Consider the following 18,942-nt stretch of genomic DNA (forward strand, 5'->3'; position numbering starts at 1 on the left):
GGCTTATGCAAGCCTGTTTTTTGTTTCTTTTACATATGTTTCTAAGAATTGATCAACGGCATCCTCATACTCTTGTTTATTTTCGTTATAAGAGCAAGCGTGTGCACCGTGTTCTGCAATAAAGAGCTGTTTATTATTTTCTTTTGCTTCATAAAGGGCTTTTGTCATATCACATAAAATATAGTCATCGTCTTTACTATGAATAAAAAGGACTGGATTATTTATGTTTTTCACACAATCGATAGGAGAAACTTCACGTATTGTATAACCGTCTCGTACTTTTAAAACGGCATTTGCCAATGGTAGTAGTGGCCATTTTGGTAAATGAAACTCGACTTTTAAGCGATGGTGTAATTGTTCGTAGAAGTCAGAAAATGGACAATCTGCAATGTAAAAATCAGCACCGTCTTCCACCATACCTGCGTATTGTAGCAATGTCGCTGCTCCCATTGATTCTCCATGAACACCAAGTATAATATTTGTACCAAAACGGTCTTTGAGCCAGTCAACTACCGTCTTTAAATCATATTTTTCGTAATAGCCATAACTTGTCGTTTTACCACCTGTTTTACCATGGCGACGATGATCATAAATAAATACATTGTAGCCTCTGTTTAAAAATAAATTTGCATATTTGACAGAGTTTATTTTATTTACGGTTACACCGTGGCAAAAAATCATAAATTTATTAGAATTGCCTGCAGAAATGTAGTAGCCGTGAAGATCGTATTTAAATTGAGACGGGATACGAACCTCTTCTTTTGGAATGGCGTTAAAATCCTCTAAGCGAAAGTGTTTTTTTGTTTCACGTTCTAAAATTTCTTCCTCTGTTTTTTTCTTTAAATACATTACTTTATTGGTAAAGAAAATACCGATACCAATTAATGCTCCTATTATGGTTAGCAATGCTGTGAAAAAACGTTTCATATCTTACCTCATCCTCCAAATATCTCTGCATATGATACACTTATATTGTATCATAATGATGTAAAAAGGGGAGAGAGTGGGACATGATTCGAATACAAAAAATCACAGTGGAAATGAGAGAAACAATTGCACTTTTTATGCATGAAAATTGGGGAAGCACGTTGATGGTTTCACGTGAAAGAGCACATCAGTTAGATCAATTGCCTGGTTTTATTGCAATTGAGGATAACAGAATAATAGGAATTATTACATATGAAATAAAAGAAAATGATTGTGAGATTGTTTCTTTAGATAGCTTTAAGAAGAACAAGGGAATTGGAACTAAGCTTGTAGAGTACGTAATTGATATTGCAAAAAAACAATGTTGTAAAAAGGTGTGGCTTATTACAACAAACGATAATACAAACGCACTTCGTTTTTATCAGAAACGTGGTTTTGTGATGACGAATTTATATATTGATGCGGTCAAGGAAGCGAGGAAGATAAAGCGAGAAATTCCGCTTATTGGCTATGATAACATCGCGATTTTACATGAAATTCAACTAGAAAAAATGAATTTATAAAATCCATCTTTATATATGTTGAAGATGGAAAATGTAAGAAGTATTTTGTGTAACAATTTTCAGAAATATAAAATAATACTCTTGACGAATGCCCTACTTTGTTTTAGGTTTAAATTGTAAGCTATTACCATATTAAGGGGTGACGATGTGGCAACCATACGTGATGTTGCAAAATTGGCCGGTGTTTCAGTCGCAACCGTTTCACGAGTCATTAATGAAAAAGGGTATGTTCATGAGGATACAGTAAAACAAGTAAAACAAGCAATTGAAGAACTACAGTATAAACCAAATGCTGTAGCGAAGGCATTATTTAAAAAATCTTCGACAATGATTGCTATATTAGTATCAAATTTAGAAGATCCATCCTATATAACATTACTTCGTTCAGTAGAAGAGGCTGCATATAAAGAAGGATATCAAATTGTTATTTGTAATGCAGAAAATAAAATAGGATATATAGATATATTAATGCAAAATAATATTGCTGGCGTTATTATGACGAAAGATGTATTTGAGCATATGAAGCAACTTTCCCTTCCATTTGTTGTACTTGAGGGCGGAACAGAGGCAGCATCTATTTCTACATATTATGAAAGTGGTAGAAAGGCCGTTACTGTATTGAAAGAAAAAGGTTGTCATTTTCTTGCTTATATTGGGGACAAGATAGAAGACGAAGCAATGGAAGGGCACACTGCTGGTTTTTTAGATGCTGTTTGGGATGAAGGAATTGCTTATCGAGAAGAAAAAATAAAGGGACAAGATGAGGAAAGTCAAATTGCTGAATTATTACGGAAGCATCCTTATATAGATGGTATAGTAGCTGCTAGCGATGCGATTGCAATTGCTACAATTCGCGCGGCGAATGCTCTTGATCTCCATATACCGAATCATTTACAAGTCATTGGTTTTAAGGGAAGTTTACAAGGTGAATGGGTTACACCATCTTTGACAACAATTGGAAGTTCTTTTGAAAAGCAAGGAGTATTAGCTGTACAAAGATTGGTAGGAAAAATGAAAAAGGAACAAGTAAAACTTGAGGAAGTGAAGCAAGAGTTTATATTAATCGAACGAGAATCTACAAAGTAAAAGGTGCGTCTAGTAAACGCACCTTTTTTATAATGTTATAGCAGCAATAAAGCCGAATATAAGTAACGGAATATTGTAGTGAAGAAAAGTTGGGACACACGTATCCCATATATGATGATGCCTGCCATCAGCATTTAAACCTGAGGTAGGTCCTAGTGTACTATCAGATGCTGGAGAACCAGCATCACCTAATGCACCAGCTGTACCGATAATAGCGATGGTTGCCATCGGGCTAAACCCAAGTTGGATACATAGCGGGACGAAGATGGTTGTTAAAATCGGAATGGTAGAAAAGGAAGAACCGATTCCCATCGTAACGAGCAGACCGATAACAAGCATAAGAAAGGCAGCGAGCGGTTTGTTGTTTCCAATTAAATTGACGCTTGTCTGAACAAGTGATTCAACATGCCCTGTTTTCCGAAGAACTGCTCCGAATCCAGCGGCAGAAATCATGACGAAACCGATAAATGACATCATTCGCATACCACTTGTTAAAATAGCATCAGCTTCTTTTAAAGGAAGGCTACCACTAACGGATAATACAATGATTCCAGCTAGTGCGCCAAAAATCATGGATTCTGTTGCTAGCTGCACACTTAGTGTTGCGATAATAGACAATAACCCAAAGGAAATGCTTCTTTTTGTATAAGGAGCGGCTTCATCAGATGCGGCATGAATAGGTTCGGTGTGATAAGTACGCGGTTTACGATATGTAATGAAAACAGCGATACATAGGCCGATAATCATTCCTATTGCTGGAATTGTCATTGCTTTTGGGATGAGCGCTACATCAAATGTAAGTCCGCTTTGCTGTGCATTTGTTTGTAGTACATCGTGATAAATTTTTCCAAATCCAGCTGGAACCCACATGTAAGGAGTGATTAATCCGAATGTAATAATACATGTAACAAGCCGGCGGTCCACTTTCAGTTCATTTAGTACTTTTAAAAGCGCTGGAATTAGAATAGGGATAAAAGCAATATGAACCGGAATAACATTTTGTGAAAAACAAGCCATTGCCAAAATAATAAACAAAATGAGTATTTTTGAATATGTTTGCTTTTGTGTGTCTTTTTCGTTACCAACTAAGTTCAGTGCAGTATGAATCATAGCGTCGGGCAGACCTGTTTTGGAAAGAGAAATAGCAAAACCTCCGAGCATGGCGTAACTTAAAGCGATTGGAGCACTGTTTCCAAGACCCGTAGTAAAAGTATGAATTGTTTCTGAAATTCCAAGTCCACCAATTAGTCCACCTGTTAAGGCACCGATGATAATAGCGACAATGACTTGGACACGTAATAAACTAAGCAGTAGCATCACTGCTACTGCGATGAGTACAGCGTTCATAATAAATGTAATCTCCCTGATCTTTTTCTGTTTGTGCAGCTTATTCTGGATAGAAATGCTTACTAACTTGAGTAAAGTTGCGACATGTAATTATAAAATGTTTTCTGTGAAATGTAAAAGGTATAACGATTACTAGTGTGGAAAAGATAGCTCTTGTTTAATAGAGCATAAAGACTTTGCAAACAGTTTAGGTTCTTCTAAATTTGGTGAATGAGCAGAGTTTGGGAACCAAATCATTTTTTTGATGGGTGCTTGAATTGTATCGCAATATTGTTGAACGAGTGCATAAGGTGTTTGATAGTCGAAACGACCAGAACAAAAATAAACAGGTACGGAAAGTTTTGAGATTGAAGAAAAGAAATCTACTGTCAGCATTTCTTCCCATAATGCCCCAGATTTCATATTTCCTGCGAGAAATCTCACCCAATCTAGCGATGTATATTCTGAAGAAAATATCCCTTTACGAATGAAAGAAAACGAAGTCCCGTTTTGAACTGCTCCTCCAAATGTACCGAGCCACTTCCTTTGAATGATAAGACGCCGCATATCTAGAAAAGGAGGTTTTCCTAGTTTTGTTAGAGAGGTCAATGCCCGCTCGTGTCCATGTTTTTTTGCAGAATGAATTAAATGCTGATAGAGCAATTCTTCGTTTTGCTTCATATGCACAATCTGACCGATGCCAATGTAGGCTTCGATGTATTCTGGATATTGATTTGCGATTTGTAGACCGATAATACTTCCCCAAGAATGTCCAGCGAGAAATAGTTTTTGTTTTTTGAAGCGAGAAAGAAGATATTTTATTACTTCAAGTGCATCTAAAACAAATTGTTCAATTGTGAAAGGTGCTTTTATATCCCGCCAAGAAAAGGATTTTCCAGCTCCGCGTTGATCCCAATTGACAACAATAAAGTGCTTTTCTAAGTCTTCTTGAAAATGGCGAATGAACCCAATTTGCGCCATACCAGGACCGCCATGACAGCATAATAAAATAGGCTGATTTACGTCTTGACCACGAATGAGTAGAGATTGCTGATGATTGTTAATCGTCACGCTTTCTATCGTAGCGACGCTATTTGGAGTTGGATTCTTAAATTCGTTGTAAAACTGTGGAGTGTGGCTACGAAACAGCATATAAAAAACCTCCTTTTCTCTAATGGTATGTATCGCAAGGGTGTACGATTTTGCATATACTATTAAGAAATTATTGTATCATAACATGCCGACTGTATTTCAACTATGAGAGCTCAGGGAGAGGGGGAAGGAAGTGACGGTTGGAGAAATTATAGATTGCTTAAACAAACGTGAACCACTTGCTATTATTGCGAAACGCCTCGACATGAGCCCATATGCATTGTCGAAAAAGTTAAGAGTGCTTGGATATGAATATGATGGTGAACAGCAGAAACGAATATTCATTGGAGAGGGAGAAGAGCCCCGCCATTTATATCTTCAAGAAGCTACTGCGCTTCAATATGTAAAAACAGATTATCAGGTTTTGATTTATGAACAATTGCAAAAAATTTATGAATTACTGCGAAAACGAGAGGAACTTATTATCCCCAAAATAGTCAAAAGTAATGAGAAGAAAAAACGTACTTTTTCTATATGTACGGAAATTTTAGAGAAACTAGACGTTGTATCGGATGCAACAGGTATTCATAAATCTAGAATTGTAGAAGAAGCGTTGATAGAATTTTTGCGGAAATATGAAGAAGCTGATGAAATGTATCAGGATAAATGAAAGAAAGGATACTATGTTCAATGTAAGAGCATGTATCCTCTGTATTTTTATCTAGCTATTTGTGGATAGTTAGAGTTTTTAGTGAAAGTAAAGGAGTTAGGTGGGGATGAGAAAATCTTCATGGATTAGGCATTTGCTTTGTATAAAACAATTATTATTTTTTAGCTTTTAAAAAATAATATAGGAACCAAACGGCGTGATTTTGTTCATCTGCTGCTGTTCTACGAAATGTCTCTTTAATATATTGATCTGTAGTATCATCTGCAATTTTTAAGTAAAAATCGACTGTTCGTTGCTCATCTTGTAGCGCGTATTCTAATCCATTCACATAAGAATCTGGACATTGTTCAATAATTTTTGGCTGAGGTTGTTTACCGGTTAAATGAATATAAATTTGTACAAATTGCTGGAAATGTTTTATTTCGTCTTGTCGGATTTCGAGTATTTGATTGCGTTCATTATCTTGTGGAGCTAAATTAGCTAATTTAGCATAGCAATTTATTGCACTATACTCTCCGTTAATTGCATTTTCAATGTCATGAATTAGCTTGTCGTTTTGTCTGTATATCAAATTGTAATCATTTGAATAAGAATACATACGTTCGCCTCCCAGTTTCTGCTCATATATCCTACGAGAAATCAATATACTGAGTGCATATCCTTTAAAAGGTTATTTAGGGGAAAGTGAATTTTTATTGCATGTCCTTTCTCCATAGAGATCAATAAAAAGCCCTGTATTCTAATGGAATACAGGGTTCTTATCATAAAGATTAATTTTTGGAAAATCATAATTTAATAATATAGTTTCTCTCTTTTTTATAAATTTATTTAAAAGAAAAGTTAATTAACTTTTTGAATTCTCCCATCAATAATAGGTTGAATCGGTTCTTTTACTTGTTTTACATAATCCACTAACGCTTCGAAATCAGTTGGTCCTGTTTCGGCATCTTTTCCATTTTTAAAGGATACAAATCCATCACCGCCTGAAGCTAGAAAGGCATTTGCAACGACGCTGTAAGTTTTAGAGGCAACTAACTCTTCTCCGTTTGTTAAGTGGATATTTGTAACTTTTTCACCATTTGGTTTATTCGCATCCCAAGTGTACTGAATACCTGAAATTTGAAGCATTCTTGTTATGTCTTTTTGCCATTGTTGATTTAAAATATCTCGAATGTCTTGACCAGTTAAATTAACTTTTATCAATTGATTCCCAAATGGTTGAATGCCATATAATTCTCCCCATGTAATATCGCCAGCATCTAGATCATTGCGAATACCACCAGGATTCATGAGGGCAATTTGAGTATTCATGGTCGAGCGCTGAACATCAGCAATTAAATTTCCAAGAGTGGATTCACCCGCGGCATTTTGTTTACGATCCATTGGAGCGGTAGATTTTCCAACAACCTGATTTACAAGAGGAGCAATTTTTTCTTGATACTGATCCATTTTCTTTTTCACTTGTTGGTCAGGTTTTATTCCTTCATGGTAGGTTGTAACAACTTCTGCTTTTTTCTCAATAATATCTTTTGTTTTACGATCAATTTTTACATCGACATCAGCGAAAGCCATTCCATAAGAATTTGCTTGTACGACAAGTTTGTTATTAACGGTTCCATTTACATAAGTGTGACTATGACCGCCGAAAATGACATCGACTTCTGGAGCAGTCTCATTTGCTAAGCGAACGATATCGCCATTTGTTACGCCGTTATCATCCGTTGTACCTCCATTATGTGCAAGAACAACGATCGATTTAACACCTAGTTTTTTCAGTTGTTTTACGGATGTGTTAATTGCTTCAACTTCATCTGTAATTTGTACATTTTTTAGCATAGTAGGCATAACAACGTTAGGAACATCAGTTGTTACAACCCCGATAAAGCCGACAGGAACTCCTTGTACCATTTTTACAGTAAATGGTGGTAGAAATAAGCGTCCAGTTGATTTATTGTAGAAATTTGCAGCAACATAAGGGAAGTTTGCTCCTTTAAAATTCCCTGTTTTTTCGTGATACCCACCGTAAATAAGGCGATTCATTTCGTTAATACCTTCGTCAAATTCATGATTTCCAATAGTTCCAACATCAAAACCTAGATCATTTAAAAATTCAATTGTAGGTTCATCTTGCAATAATGCAGAAACTGGAGGACTTGCTCCGACAATATCGCCAGCATGAACCATAAGTGTATTTGGGTTTTGTTTTTCACGATCACGTAAATAAGCAGCTAAGTATTCAGCTCCCCCTGCTTCTTTGTTGTTAATTTTCTTTACAGTGTCTAGTTGACCGTGAAGGTCGTTAATACCAAGCATTTGTACGTCTATGTAGCGATTTTGTTCTGCTGGTACTTGAGATGGAGGTGCAGCAAATACACTTGAAAAAGTAATTGTACTTAATACTAAAGCTGCAGGAATGACTTTTTTCCACATGAGTTTTCTCTCCCTTTTTTATAATCTGACATCATACGACATAATTTTAATAGATTAAGAGAGTTATTGCTATAAAAATTCTTTTTATTATAAAAATTAATAAATTTTTATTTTGCTCTTTACATCTTTACAAAATAAAAATAATAGGGAAATCGAAAGTGAATGGTCTTTTTTATTGTCGAGAGTAAGGTATTTCCCCTATAATGGAGAAAAAAGTAAAAGGTGAGCAGTATGAAGAAAAAGAAACAGAGACAAATGCAAAGACAAACGCAAATGAATCAGCCAGAGAAGAAGGATTCCATTACACTTGGTGATCAATTGAATGAATCGTTAATGAATCAATTGAAAAGTAAGAAGAAAGAATTACAAGTAAGAGCGGAGCAAAAAGAACTAGAAGAACAAGAAAGAAAGCGTAAAGAGAAAAAGGAACGTGAAAAGAATAAATCGTTTGAAGAACTGTTAAGTGAAAGTAATCTCACTTGGAAAGACTTTAAATAATATAAAAAATCATCAGTGCAATTGTCCTGATGATTTTTTAACGATTTGATAAGAAAAGGAGAATTGGGATGAGAAAGATTGTAGTCGTTCCTTATGAAAACCATTGGGGTGAGAAATTTCAAATAGAATCACAGAGGTTAAAAGCAGCGATGCCAGAACATGTGAAATTACATCACATTGGTAGCACATCAGTACCGGGACTCGCAGCAAAGCCAATTGTTGATATGATTATGGAAGTAGAGAACATTGAGAGCGTAGATCATTGGAATGAATGTTTTCAACAACTTGGCTACATTGTAAAAGGTGAGAATGGTATCCCGGGTCGTCGCTTTTTTATTCATGGAACAGAAGGAAAACGATCGTATCATTTACATGTTTTCGAAACAGGAAATCCGGAAATTACACGTCATTTAGCATTTCGCGATTATATGATGGCACACTGTGAAGAGGCAGAGGTATATGCGGCATTGAAAAAAGATTTAGCAGAAAAGTTTACATATGATGGAGATCAATATACAGAAGGAAAGAATGACTTCGTGCATAATATTGATGAGAAAGCACTTGAGTGGAGAAAAAATAACGGAAGCGAGTAAGCTTGCGTTATTTTTTGTAAGGGGAGAGAAGAGATGAGAAAGATTATGATTATTGGTTCTGGGGGAGCTGGAAAATCAACTTTTGCACGGCGATTAGGGGAGATACTACAACTTCCAGTATCTCATCTTGATGCACTCTATTGGAAAAAAGATTGGGTGCTAGCAAGTCGCGAAGAACAAATACAGGTACAAAAAGAATTAGTAACGCAGGAAGCTTGGATTATCGATGGAAACTATGGATTTACAATGGATATACGATTAGAGGCAGCTGATACCATTATCTTTATTGATTTACCAAGAATACAATGTTTATATCGCGTAATAAAAAGAAGGATACAATATCATAATAAAACGCGCCCTGATATGGGAGAAGGGTGTGAAGAACAATTAGATTTTGAGTTCTTGAAGTGGGTATGGACGTATCCAAAAGTGAAACGACCTGCTATTTTGGGGAAAATACAAGCTGTATCTGCTGAGAAAAATATTGTTATTTTCAAATCTTCAGCTGAAATAGAGGAGTTTTTACAAAAGCTATAAGATAACAGTCTTATTTAATAAAATTATTATGTTAACTGTATATATTTTTTGACTTTTTTCAAGAATCTTGTTCAAATAAAGTGACGGTTATAAAATTTAGCGGCACCCTGTCTATAGAATTCGCAGGAGAGAAGAAGGAGGAACAGCCTATCATGTATATTCCAACAACTACACTTCATAATGGCGTGAAAATGCCGATGCTTGGTTTAGGTGTATATAAAGCAAAAGAGGGAGAAGAGGTAAAGCAAGCGGTAAAAACAGCTTTAGAAGTTGGATATCGCTCTATTGATACAGCGACTGTATATGAAAATGAAAGCGGTGTCGGAGAAGCGGTTCGTGAATCAGGGATCGCACGTGAAGAATTGTTTATTACGACAAAAGTATGGAATGACGATCAAGGCTATGAAGCAACACTTCAAGCATTTGACAAAAGTTTGAAGGAATTACAAATGGATTATGTGGATTTATATTTGATTCACTGGCCAATAAGAGGGAAATACATAGATACATATCGTGCTCTTGAGAAATTATATGAAGAAGGAAAAGCACGTGCAATTGGTGTTTCAAATTTTCATCAGCACCATTTAGAACAGTTGTTGCCAAATTGTAATGTGAAGCCGATGGTGAACCAAGTAGAGCTCCATCCGATGCTTGCACAGTTTGAATTACGGGATTTTTGTCAAAATGAACAAATTCAAATGGAAGCATGGAGCCCGTTAATGAGAGGCGGCGAAGTATTTCAGCATCCGATTATTCAAGAAATTGCTAAAAAGTATGAAAAAACGCCTGCTCAAATTATTTTACGCTGGGATATTCAAAGTGGCATTGTAACAATCCCTAAATCTGTTACACCATCGCGTATTCAAGAGAACTTTACTATTTTTGATTTTTCATTAACAGAAGAAGAAATCAAACAAATTGATACGCTTGATCGCAATTTACATGTTGGAACAAATCCTGATAAATACGATACGATGTAAAAAAATGCTACCGATTACGGTAGCATTTTTTATCGGTGTAATGTGTATGTATCGCATTTAACAGCTGCTTGAATTTGTTTATATTCTTCAGTTGTTAATGGAGATTGATTGTTAGCTTGTACATTTTCTTGTAGTTGCTGGATGGAGCTAGCGCCAGGAATAACAGCTGCCACAATCGGGTCATGTAAACAATATTGAAGAGCTGTTTCAGTTAACGAACGTTCCTTTGTAATTTCTTTTACAGTAGTTAATGTTTTTATTAACTCATCATAAGAATAAGAAAGATAATCTTTTTCTTTTACTTTTTCTATCTTTCTTTCATTGTTATCAGTTAACAATCCTTTCGCAAGTGGTCCTCGTGCAATGATGCTAATTTGATGTTCCTGAAGTAGTGGAAACCATTCTTCAGGCTGGCGATTTAAAAGACTATATTCCATCAATACACTAACGATATTAGAACGTTTTGCATATTCACGAATGACATTTGGACGGATAGAAGAAATTCCGTAATGACGAATCACACCTTCTTGTTTTAATTCTTCAAATGCTTCGATTGTTTCATCGATAGGATCTTCGATTGTCCCGCCGTGAAGTTGATATAAATCAATATAATCCGTTCGCAGGCGGCGTAAACTTTCTTTTACCTCTGCTTTTATATAAGCTTTAGAAGGGTCCCAAGACCAGCCGTTTTTCTCCTCGACCCAGCGGTTTCCTACTTTCGTTGTAAGAACAATTTGATCGCGTTTTCCCTTAAGAGCTTTTCCAACAAATTCTTCATTTAATCCATAATTGTATAAGTCTGCTGTATCAAAAAAATTAATTCCTAAATCCATTGCTTCATGGATGATGTGGATCGCTTCATGTTCGTTGGTGCCAAGGGACATACAACCGAGTCCCATTTCAGTAACATATAAATCTGAGTTTCCTAATTGACGTTTTTTCATAGGCCAACCTCCTTACTTGTATTGTACGAGAGCAGAAGAAGGTTGACAAATGTTTACTTTTTGTTTGCGGTAATCCATTCTTTTACAGTTTTATATTCTTTTCCGTACTGCTTTAGCTGATGCCGAATTTGCCAAGCCTTTCCGACCAACGTGATACGATTTGGTAAAATATATACTTTCATTTTTATCACGCTCCTTTCAGTGTGGTAAAATGTATGAAGAACAATTAGGAAATAGAATAGGGAGATGAAATATTGTGAGTAATCTTGCAGAGAGAACGATTGCAACCGAACCGATTTTTGATGGGAAAGTTATTAAAGTTCGTGTTGATGATGTAGTATTGCCAAATGGAGAAGTGAGTAAACGTGAGATTGTCAATCATCCTGGTGCGGTTGCTATAATTGCTGTGACAGATGAAAAGAAAATCGTGCTTGTTGAGCAGTACCGTAAAGCATTAGAAAAAGAGATTGTAGAAATTCCTGCTGGAAAATTAGAGCCTGGAGAAAAGCCAGAGGTAACAGCGGTTCGTGAATTAGAAGAAGAGACAGGGTATGTATGTGACAAAATGGAATTTGTTACATCTTTCTATACATCACCTGGTTTTGCGGATGAAATTCTATATGTATACAAAGCAATTGGATTGAAGAAAAAGGAAAATAAAGCAGCTTTAGATGAAGATGAGTTTGTGGAATTAATGGAAGTTTCATTAGAAGAAGCAGTTGAACTTATGAAAAATCAACGTATCCATGATGCAAAGACTATGTTCGCTGTGCAATACTTGCAATTACAAAAATAAACACTCGCCCAAGGCGAGTGTTTTAATTAATTTTGGCGTATACGCGTGTGTCACGTAAGCTACCGTCTGGAGCAAGAAAGTCGTTTTCTAGTGTACCTTCTAAAATAAATTCAAGACGTTCTGCTAAGGTACATGCATTTACATTTGTAGCATCACAGCGAATTTCAAGTCGTCTCGCACCAAGTTTATCAAAAGCAAACTGGACAGCGCCTTTTACTGCTTCTGTCATATAACCTTGTTTTGTATAAGTGCTATGTAACCAGAAACGAAGTGAAAATTTCGGAATATCCCAGTTTTCTGGATGAAGGGTAAGAGCTCCAATAAACGTACCAGATACTTTATCATATAAGTGAAAAGCTAATGTTTCACGAAGTAAAAATTGTCCGTGAGCTTCTCGAACTATTTCCTCAGCACTTTCTTCTGTTTCAGATGTAATGGACATCCAAGGTTGTAAGTCTTCTACAGAAGTTTGAATTGCTTCATACACCTCTGTTCCATCACCTGGAAATGGTTTGCGTACTTGCAGGCGCTCAGTTTGAAATAATGTTGGAAAATCTAATAATAATGGTTTCAAGCAAAATCCCTCCTATTCTCTACTTTTAAGTTTAGCAAAGTAGAGCGGAATTTCAATGTTAATTCGTCATACTTTTTTCTTTCTTTCATACATTTTAGTAAGAGTGTGAACGGAGGGAAGAAAAATGTTACGAAAAACTTGGCAAAATCGTGTAATTTCTCATATCCAAGAGAATTCTTCGTTTTACATATTTGTTTCCGTTTTATTATTGATGGGAGTAGTATTTGGGGCAATTCTTGTAAATAGTTTGCAGGTGAATCAAAAGCAAGATTTATCTTTTTATTTGAACCGATTTTTTGGACAAGTTTCCAAAGGGGAATTTGCAATTGCGAGTGAAATGTTTCGAGAAAGTTACTTTTCACAATTAAAATATATTGGATTTATTTGGTTGTTAGGTATTTCAATTATTGGATTACCACTAATCTTTATTTTATTATTTTTAAAAGGGGTAGTTGTTGGGTTTACAGTAGGTTTTTTAGTGAGTCAGCACGGTTGGGATGGATTGTTATTAGCATTTGTATCCGTGTTGCCACAAAATTTAATTATCATTCCAGCGTTTCTTGTAATGACGACAGTTGCTGCAAGTTTTTCTTTACGTATGATTAGGCATCAATTTATTCGGAAAATCAGCGAGCCGCTATTGCCGATGTTAATACGTTACACTTGCTTTTTTCTAATCATTGGAGTGGTATTAGCAATTGCCTCTAGTATTGAAGCATATGCTTCACCAGTTTTAATGAAAGAAGTCGTGGAGTCTATTAATAAAAAATAAATACTACTTGAGAATAATTATCAAGTTATTTTGATTGTTTTTTCTTTTGACAGAAGCCCTTCTTCTGATATAATGGTGTAAGAGTGGCGAGGAGGGAGTAGTACCGAATGGAAGAGAGAATTGAACGAATTAAGAAGCAATTGCATGCAGCGAGCTATAAGTTAACACCACAACGTGAAGCAACGGTTCGTGTGCTGCTAGAAAATGAAGAAGATCATTTAAGCGCAGAAGATGTTTACCTCCTTGTAAAAGAAAAGTCGCCAGAGATCGGACTAGCAACCGTCTATCGAACTTTAGAGTTATTATCTGAGTTAAAAGTTGTTGATAAAATTAACTTCGGAGACGGTGTTTCACGCTATGACTTACGTCAAGAAGGTGCACAGCGTTTCCATCATCATTTAATTTGTACACAATGCGGTGCTGTACAAGAAATTCAAGAGGATTTACTTGGTGAAGTGGAGAAAAAAGTAGAACGAGACTGGAGCTTTAAGGTAAAAGACCATCGTTTAACTTTCCATGGGATTTGTAAAAATTGTCAAGAAAATGAAACGGATGAAAAATAACCTTTTCCTATCTAGCTAGGAAGAGGTTTTTTTATTTGAATTTAGGTATAAATCGCAGAAAGCTTGGCATATGTTGTAATAACATATATTTTGGAGGAGTTTACAATGCGCCGAGCTTTAAAATTAACTTTTGATGGGATGAAAGTATTTTTATTATTTACAGGTTGTACGATTTTGTTTTATTTCGCTATACTATGGATAAATGAAGAATATGAAAGTTATCATCGTTATGAAAAACCAAAAGAAGAGACAGTAGAAAAAGTATCAGGGAATGAGGAACCAGCAAAAGATGCTTTCGTAAATAGAATGATTTTTTTCTATGAAAATGGGGAGTAGTGTAGATTGGAAGATCAATTAAAAGATTTTATTCATTATATGATTGTTGAAAAAGGGTTAGCTAAAAATACAGTTGTATCCTATGAGCGTGATTTGAAAAGTTATGTGAAGTATTTACAACATGTCGAGCAAATCAAAACATTTCACGAAGTGACAAGGATACACATTGTGAATTTTTTGCAGTATTTAAAAGAGAACGGAAAATCATCAAAAACGTTGGCACGCCACATTGCCTCTATTCGTTCGTTTCATCAGTTTTTACTTCGTGAACGAGTGGTAGAACATGATCCATCTGTACATATTGAAACACCTCAAGGTGAGCGGAAATTACCGAAAGTATTGTCAGTGAGTGAAGTAGAGGCATTGCTTCAAACGCCAAAAGAGACAAGTGCATTCGGTATTCGCGATAAGGCTATGTTAGAGTTATTGTATGCAACAGGACTACGTGTTTCCGAATTGATTGCACTAAATTTAGAGGATGTTCATTTGACAATGGGATTTGTTCGCTGCGTCGGAAAAGGGAATAAAGAAAGAATCATTCCGCTTGGAAGCTTAGCAACGGAAGCAATTCAGCGCTATATTGAAAAGGGAAGAAAAGAATTGATGGGCAAAAAAACAGTAGATGCACTCTTTTTGAACCATCATGGCAACCGCTTATCACGCCAAGGTTTTTGGAAAATTTTAAAACGACTAGCAAAAGAAGCGAATATAGAAAAAGAGCTTACGCCGCATACTTTGCGTCATTCGTTTGCGACACACTTATTGGAAAATGGAGCGGATTTGCGTGCTGTACAAGAAATGCTGGGACATGCAGATATTTCAACAACACAAATTTATACGCATGTTTCAAAAGCTAGATTAAAAGATGTATATAAACAGTTTCACCCGAGAGCATAATGATTATGCTCTTTTTTTATTGTAATATAGGGCGGGAGTGTAAGAGGGAGGTAGTTTTGACGATTCGTATTCTAGTAATTATAGAATGCATTTTGAAAATGGAAAATAAGTAGAAAAAAGAACTTCACAAAAACTTCACAAACATTTCTTATATTGTTTTCAGCAGGAGGCTAGAATACGACTAGTCTTTTCCTCTATACTATGTAGAGTATGAAGGAGGAAATGATAATGAAAAAACTGATAATTACGTTGTTTATTGCGATGCTAGCATTAGCTGGTTGTAATACAAAGAAAGAAGAAGCGCCGAAAAAAGAGAAACTTGAAGAAGTTAAAGTAGCAGTTCAAACAAACCCGAAAGAAATTAAGCCAAATGAAAAAACAGAAGTACAGGCACTTGTTACACAAGGAAAAGAAAAAGTAACGGATGCTGACGATGTGAAGTTTGAAATTTGGAAAGATGGCGAAGAAAAACATGAAATGTTAAACGGTAAGCATAAAGGGAAAGGTGTTTATGCAGTAGAGAAAACATTCCCATCTGACGGTGTGTATCATGTTATTGCACATACAAATGCACGTGAAATGCATGTTATGCCAGAAGTGAAAATTGCTGTAGGAAATGCAAAAGTTGAGGATACGAAGAAAGAAAATGGTGGTCATGAAGCAGGTCATGGCGATCATAAGAGTGATACGATGATTCACCTTATGGCTGGCGATGTAAAAGCAAATGCTGAATCAACAATGAAAGTTCATTTGAAACAAAAAGAAGAAGCATTAACTGGAGCAGAAGTACAGCTTGAGATTTGGAAAGATGGCGTTGAAAAGCATGAGTTTATTCCCGCAAAAGAAGGGAATAAAGGAGAGTATGTAAGCAAACATACGTTTAAAGAAAATGGTGCTTATAAAGTAAAAGTTCATGTGAGAAAAGGTGAACTTCACGAACATAAGGAAGAAACAGTAGAAGTAAAATAAGAAGCTGCTCTTTAGAGCTGCTTTTTTATTTTGAGATTACGAAATAAGTCATAATTTCATTAGCACTTATTTGCAGAATGGATTACAATAGAAAGTGTGAAGAAAATAAGAACTTCTACGAAAATGTATTAAAAAGAAAGCGTAAACATGTTATGATATCAATATCAGATGTCTGACATCTGACTTAGAAAAAACAGGAAGCTTGTTACTTCATGTGAAAGTGCCGCGAAGTAGGTTGGAGAATGACCAATAAGAAGTGCTTTTTGTTAGTGTGATACAGAGAATTCTCACTGATAGCAGTTTCACTTTACAACGTTTTGAACATACTACAAGAAGTAGAACTCAACATATAGGAGGTTGCAGTTATGAATAAATATAAACGTATTTTCCTAGTCGTAATGGACTCAGTAGGAATCGGGGAAGCACCGGATGCTGAAAAATTTGGTGATGTAGGTTCTGATACAATCGGTCATATTGCTGAACATATGAATGGACTACAAATGCCAAATATGGTGAAATTAGGTCTTGGCAATATCCGTGAAATGAAAGGGATTTCAAAAGTAGAGAAACCACTTGGTTACTATACAAAAATGCAAGAGAAATCTACTGGTAAAGATACAATGACAGGTCACTGGGAAATTATGGGTCTGTATATTGATACGCCATTCCAAGTCTTCCCAGAAGGATTTCCAAAAGAATTACTTGATGAGTTAGAAGAAAAAACAGGACGCAAAATTATCGGTAATAAACCTGCTTCTGGAACTGCGATTCTTGATGAACTTGGTCAAGAGCAAATGGAAACGGGCTCTTTAATTGTGTACACTTCTGCTGATAGTGTATTACAAATCGCAGCTCATGAAGAAGTTGTACCACTTGAGGAACTATACAGCATTTGTAAAATTGCACGTGAGTTAACATTGGATGAAAAGTATATGGTGGGTCGCGTTATTGCTCGTCCATTCGTTGGAGAACCAGGAAACTTCACACGTACACCAAACCGTCATGACTATGCATTAAAACCATTTGGCCGCACAGTCATGAACGAATTAAAAGATAGCAATTATGACGTAATTGCCATTGGTAAAATTTCTGATATTTACGATGGAGAAGGCGTAACTGAATCTCTTCGTACAAAATCTAATATGGATGGAATGGATAAGCTTGTAGATACATTGAATATGGACTTTACAGGTCTTAGCTTCCTGAATTTAGTTGATTTTGATGCGATGTTCGGTCATCGTCGTGATCCTCAAGGATACGGAGAAGCATTGCAAGAATATGATGCACGTCTTCCAGAAGTATTTGAAAAACTAAAAGAAGATGATTTATTAATCATTACAGCAGATCATGGTAATGACCCAATTCACCATGGTACTGACCATACACGTGAATATGTACCATTGTTAGTATATAGCCCAAGCATGAAAGAAGGCGGAAAAGAATTAGTACTTCGCCAAACATTTGCTGATATTGGTGCAACTGTAGCAGAAAACTTCGGCGTAGAAATGCCAGAATACGGAACAAGTTTCTTAAACGACTTAAAAAAATAAGGGGGACAATATAATGAATCGTGAACTTATTACAAAATCAGCTTCATACTTAAAAGAGAAATTCCAAGAAACACCACAGGTAGGGCTTATCCTTGGTTCTGGACTAGGTGTATTAGCAGATGAAATCGAAAACGCAGTAACAGTACCATACAGCGAAATTCCTGAATTTCCAGTATCAACTGTAGAAGGTCATGCAGGTCAGCTTGTATTTGGTACACTTCAAGGTGTTACTGTAGTTGCGATGCAAGGGCGTTTCCATTTCTACGAAGGATATGACATGCAAAAAGTAACATTCCCAGTTCGTGTTATGAAGGAACTAGGTGTAGAAACAGTTGTTGTAACAAACGCAGCCGGTGGTGTAAATACATCATTTGAACCAGGCGATCTTATGTTAATTTCAGACCATATTAACTTCATGGGTACGAACCCATTAATCGGACCAAATGATGCTGAAATGGGCGTACGTTTCCCTGATATGTCTACATCGTATACGGAAGAGCTTCGCGAAATGGCGAAACAAGTTGCAGCAGACTTAAATATTAAAGTGCAAGAAGGTGTATACGTTGGAATGACAGGTCCTGTATACGAAACACCTGCTGAGATTCGTATGCTTCGTACACTTGGCGGAGATGCAGTTGGAATGTCAACTGTACCAGAAGTTATCGTTGCACGTCATGCTGGTATGAAGGTACTTGGTATTTCTTGTATTTCAAATATGGCAGCTGGTATTTTAGATCAACCGCTTCATCATGATGAGGTAATTGAAACGACAGAACGTGTGAAATCTAATTTCTTAGCATTAGTAAAAGCAATTGTAAAACAAATGAAGGGGTGATTTT

The 18,942-nt window shown here is 36.0% G+C and carries 23 protein-coding genes; 15 read left to right on the forward strand and 8 right to left on the reverse strand.

Features of this window, described 5'->3' with window-relative positions; genetic code table 11:
• Window positions 1-3: 3 nt before the first annotated feature.
• Entirely contained in the window at window positions 4-927 is a 924-nt protein-coding gene (locus ACM6HU_RS07990) for an alpha/beta hydrolase (RefSeq protein ID WP_018780820.1), read from the reverse strand.
• An 83-nt stretch (window positions 928-1,010) separates the two neighbouring features.
• On the opposite strand from ACM6HU_RS07990, the gene ACM6HU_RS07995 reads away from it, so the two are divergent.
• A complete protein-coding gene (locus ACM6HU_RS07995) occupies window positions 1,011-1,490 on the forward strand; it encodes a GNAT family N-acetyltransferase (protein WP_016116191.1) in 480 nt (159 codons plus the stop codon).
• A gap of 147 nt (window positions 1,491-1,637) precedes the next feature.
• On the forward strand, window positions 1,638-2,576 hold the full coding sequence (locus ACM6HU_RS08000; RefSeq protein ID WP_088093654.1) for a LacI family DNA-binding transcriptional regulator: 939 nt from the start codon (window positions 1,638-1,640) through the stop codon (window positions 2,574-2,576).
• Window positions 2,577-2,603: 27 nt separating this feature from the next.
• Here the strand turns inward: ACM6HU_RS08000 and ACM6HU_RS08005 are convergent, their stop codons facing one another.
• Window positions 2,604-3,923, reverse strand: coding sequence for a Na+/H+ antiporter family protein (locus tag ACM6HU_RS08005; protein WP_016116189.1), 1,320 nt, complete (start codon window positions 3,921-3,923; stop codon window positions 2,604-2,606).
• A gap of 132 nt (window positions 3,924-4,055) precedes the next feature.
• Complete coding sequence (locus ACM6HU_RS08010; protein ID WP_016116188.1) at window positions 4,056-5,054, reverse strand: alpha/beta fold hydrolase; 999 nt, start codon at window positions 5,052-5,054, stop codon at window positions 4,056-4,058.
• A gap of 133 nt (window positions 5,055-5,187) precedes the next feature.
• Between ACM6HU_RS08010 and ACM6HU_RS08015 the strand changes: the two genes are divergently transcribed.
• Window positions 5,188-5,664, forward strand: coding sequence for a ribbon-helix-helix domain-containing protein (locus tag ACM6HU_RS08015; RefSeq protein ID WP_016116187.1), 477 nt, complete (start codon window positions 5,188-5,190; stop codon window positions 5,662-5,664).
• Window positions 5,665-5,818: 154 nt separating this feature from the next.
• On the opposite strand, the gene ACM6HU_RS08020 is transcribed toward ACM6HU_RS08015, so the two are convergent.
• Together ACM6HU_RS08020 and ACM6HU_RS08025 are read right to left on the reverse strand one after the other, a co-directional pair.
• Window positions 5,819-6,262 carry a ferritin-like domain-containing protein gene (locus ACM6HU_RS08020; RefSeq protein WP_016116186.1) on the reverse strand — a complete coding sequence of 148 codons (444 nt, stop codon included), beginning with the start codon at window positions 6,260-6,262 and terminating at the stop codon, window positions 5,819-5,821.
• A gap of 242 nt (window positions 6,263-6,504) precedes the next feature.
• Window positions 6,505-8,094, reverse strand: a complete 1,590-nt coding sequence (locus tag ACM6HU_RS08025) for a bifunctional metallophosphatase/5'-nucleotidase (RefSeq protein WP_088093652.1) — start codon at window positions 8,092-8,094, stop codon at window positions 6,505-6,507.
• Window positions 8,095-8,325: 231 nt separating this feature from the next.
• Between ACM6HU_RS08025 and ACM6HU_RS08030 the strand changes: the two genes are divergently transcribed.
• The 4 genes from ACM6HU_RS08030 (at window position 8,326) to ACM6HU_RS08045 (ending at window position 10,702) form a co-directional block, all read left to right on the forward strand.
• Window positions 8,326-8,592: a YqkE family protein gene (locus ACM6HU_RS08030; protein ID WP_016116184.1), complete on the forward strand. Its 267-nt coding sequence runs from the start codon at window positions 8,326-8,328 to the stop codon at window positions 8,590-8,592.
• Between the two features lie 68 nt (window positions 8,593-8,660).
• Window positions 8,661-9,185 (forward strand): GrpB family protein, encoded by a 525-nt coding sequence (locus tag ACM6HU_RS08035; protein ID WP_016116183.1) that lies wholly within the window; start codon window positions 8,661-8,663, stop codon window positions 9,183-9,185.
• Window positions 9,186-9,218: 33 nt separating this feature from the next.
• Complete coding sequence (locus tag ACM6HU_RS08040) at window positions 9,219-9,722, forward strand: DNA topology modulation protein (RefSeq protein WP_016116182.1); 504 nt, start codon at window positions 9,219-9,221, stop codon at window positions 9,720-9,722.
• Between the two features lie 152 nt (window positions 9,723-9,874).
• Entirely contained in the window at window positions 9,875-10,702 is an 828-nt protein-coding gene (locus ACM6HU_RS08045) for an aldo/keto reductase (protein ID WP_016116181.1), read from the forward strand.
• 29 nt (window positions 10,703-10,731) lie between these two features.
• Here ACM6HU_RS08045 and ACM6HU_RS08050 read toward each other — a convergent pair whose 3' ends face one another.
• The gene (locus ACM6HU_RS08050; protein ID WP_088093651.1) at window positions 10,732-11,646 is read right to left on the reverse strand and encodes an aldo/keto reductase; all 915 of its coding nucleotides are present in this window, start codon (window positions 11,644-11,646) and stop codon (window positions 10,732-10,734) included.
• A 53-nt stretch (window positions 11,647-11,699) separates the two neighbouring features.
• Entirely contained in the window at window positions 11,700-11,828 is a 129-nt protein-coding gene (gene mciZ / locus ACM6HU_RS08055) for a Z-ring formation inhibitor MciZ (protein ID WP_003200060.1), read from the reverse strand.
• A gap of 74 nt (window positions 11,829-11,902) precedes the next feature.
• On the opposite strand from mciZ, the gene ACM6HU_RS08060 reads away from it, so the two are divergent.
• Window positions 11,903-12,442: an NUDIX hydrolase gene (locus ACM6HU_RS08060; protein WP_016131947.1), complete on the forward strand. Its 540-nt coding sequence runs from the start codon at window positions 11,903-11,905 to the stop codon at window positions 12,440-12,442.
• A gap of 22 nt (window positions 12,443-12,464) precedes the next feature.
• Here ACM6HU_RS08060 and ACM6HU_RS08065 read toward each other — a convergent pair whose 3' ends face one another.
• Window positions 12,465-13,016: a GNAT family N-acetyltransferase gene (locus tag ACM6HU_RS08065; protein WP_088093650.1), complete on the reverse strand. Its 552-nt coding sequence runs from the start codon at window positions 13,014-13,016 to the stop codon at window positions 12,465-12,467.
• A 124-nt stretch (window positions 13,017-13,140) separates the two neighbouring features.
• Between ACM6HU_RS08065 and spoIIM the strand changes: the two genes are divergently transcribed.
• From spoIIM to ACM6HU_RS08100, 7 genes are all read left to right on the forward strand, one after another.
• A complete protein-coding gene (gene spoIIM, locus ACM6HU_RS08070) occupies window positions 13,141-13,788 on the forward strand; it encodes a stage II sporulation protein M (RefSeq protein ID WP_414848103.1) in 648 nt (215 codons plus the stop codon).
• Window positions 13,789-13,895: 107 nt separating this feature from the next.
• The gene (locus ACM6HU_RS08075) at window positions 13,896-14,351 is read left to right on the forward strand and encodes a Fur family transcriptional regulator (RefSeq protein ID WP_000392653.1); all 456 of its coding nucleotides are present in this window, start codon (window positions 13,896-13,898) and stop codon (window positions 14,349-14,351) included.
• 105 nt (window positions 14,352-14,456) lie between these two features.
• A complete protein-coding gene (locus ACM6HU_RS08080; protein WP_016116176.1) occupies window positions 14,457-14,687 on the forward strand; it encodes a YqzK family protein in 231 nt (76 codons plus the stop codon).
• 6 nt (window positions 14,688-14,693) lie between these two features.
• Window positions 14,694-15,584, forward strand: coding sequence for a site-specific tyrosine recombinase XerD (gene xerD / locus ACM6HU_RS08085; protein ID WP_003208345.1), 891 nt, complete (start codon window positions 14,694-14,696; stop codon window positions 15,582-15,584).
• Window positions 15,585-15,812: 228 nt separating this feature from the next.
• Window positions 15,813-16,553: a FixH family protein gene (locus ACM6HU_RS08090; protein ID WP_016116175.1), complete on the forward strand. Its 741-nt coding sequence runs from the start codon at window positions 15,813-15,815 to the stop codon at window positions 16,551-16,553.
• Window positions 16,554-16,918: 365 nt separating this feature from the next.
• Window positions 16,919-18,103, forward strand: coding sequence for a phosphopentomutase (gene deoB, locus ACM6HU_RS08095; protein WP_016116174.1), 1,185 nt, complete (start codon window positions 16,919-16,921; stop codon window positions 18,101-18,103).
• 13 nt (window positions 18,104-18,116) lie between these two features.
• Window positions 18,117-18,938, forward strand: coding sequence for a purine-nucleoside phosphorylase (locus tag ACM6HU_RS08100; protein ID WP_003208346.1), 822 nt, complete (start codon window positions 18,117-18,119; stop codon window positions 18,936-18,938).
• Window positions 18,939-18,942: the final 4 nt, after the last annotated feature.

The sequence above is a fragment of the Bacillus sp. IT-79MI2 genome (assembly GCF_949768135.1).
GTDB lineage: Bacteria > Bacillota > Bacilli > Bacillales > Bacillaceae_G > Bacillus_A > Bacillus_A pseudomycoides.

What these genes read in the sequence shown, in the direction of transcription:
- ACM6HU_RS07990 (WP_018780820.1), bottom strand. Translation starts at nt 927, where the DNA reads ATGAAACGTTTTTTCACAGCATTGCTAACCATAATAGGAGCATTAATT.
- ACM6HU_RS07995 (WP_016116191.1), top strand. Translation starts at nt 1,011, where the DNA reads ATGATTCGAATACAAAAAATCACAGTGGAAATGAGAGAAACAATTGCA.
- ACM6HU_RS08005 (WP_016116189.1), bottom strand. Translation starts at nt 3,923, where the DNA reads ATGAACGCTGTACTCATCGCAGTAGCAGTGATGCTACTGCTTAGTTTA.
- ACM6HU_RS08010 (WP_016116188.1), bottom strand. Translation starts at nt 5,054, where the DNA reads ATGCTGTTTCGTAGCCACACTCCACAGTTTTACAACGAATTTAAGAAT.
- ACM6HU_RS08020 (WP_016116186.1), bottom strand. Translation starts at nt 6,262, where the DNA reads ATGTATTCTTATTCAAATGATTACAATTTGATATACAGACAAAACGAC.
- ACM6HU_RS08025 (WP_088093652.1), bottom strand. Translation starts at nt 8,094, where the DNA reads ATGTGGAAAAAAGTCATTCCTGCAGCTTTAGTATTAAGTACAATTACT.
- ACM6HU_RS08030 (WP_016116184.1), top strand. Translation starts at nt 8,326, where the DNA reads ATGAAGAAAAAGAAACAGAGACAAATGCAAAGACAAACGCAAATGAAT.
- ACM6HU_RS08035 (WP_016116183.1), top strand. Translation starts at nt 8,661, where the DNA reads ATGAGAAAGATTGTAGTCGTTCCTTATGAAAACCATTGGGGTGAGAAA.
- ACM6HU_RS08040 (WP_016116182.1), top strand. Translation starts at nt 9,219, where the DNA reads ATGAGAAAGATTATGATTATTGGTTCTGGGGGAGCTGGAAAATCAACT.
- ACM6HU_RS08045 (WP_016116181.1), top strand. Translation starts at nt 9,875, where the DNA reads ATGTATATTCCAACAACTACACTTCATAATGGCGTGAAAATGCCGATG.
- ACM6HU_RS08050 (WP_088093651.1), bottom strand. Translation starts at nt 11,646, where the DNA reads ATGAAAAAACGTCAATTAGGAAACTCAGATTTATATGTTACTGAAATG.
- mciZ (WP_003200060.1), bottom strand. Translation starts at nt 11,828, where the DNA reads ATGAAAGTATATATTTTACCAAATCGTATCACGTTGGTCGGAAAGGCT.
- spoIIM (WP_414848103.1), top strand. Translation starts at nt 13,141, where the DNA reads ATGTTACGAAAAACTTGGCAAAATCGTGTAATTTCTCATATCCAAGAG.
- ACM6HU_RS08075 (WP_000392653.1), top strand. Translation starts at nt 13,896, where the DNA reads ATGGAAGAGAGAATTGAACGAATTAAGAAGCAATTGCATGCAGCGAGC.
- ACM6HU_RS08080 (WP_016116176.1), top strand. Translation starts at nt 14,457, where the DNA reads ATGCGCCGAGCTTTAAAATTAACTTTTGATGGGATGAAAGTATTTTTA.
- ACM6HU_RS08090 (WP_016116175.1), top strand. Translation starts at nt 15,813, where the DNA reads ATGAAAAAACTGATAATTACGTTGTTTATTGCGATGCTAGCATTAGCT.
- deoB (WP_016116174.1), top strand. Translation starts at nt 16,919, where the DNA reads ATGAATAAATATAAACGTATTTTCCTAGTCGTAATGGACTCAGTAGGA.
- ACM6HU_RS08100 (WP_003208346.1), top strand. Translation starts at nt 18,117, where the DNA reads ATGAATCGTGAACTTATTACAAAATCAGCTTCATACTTAAAAGAGAAA.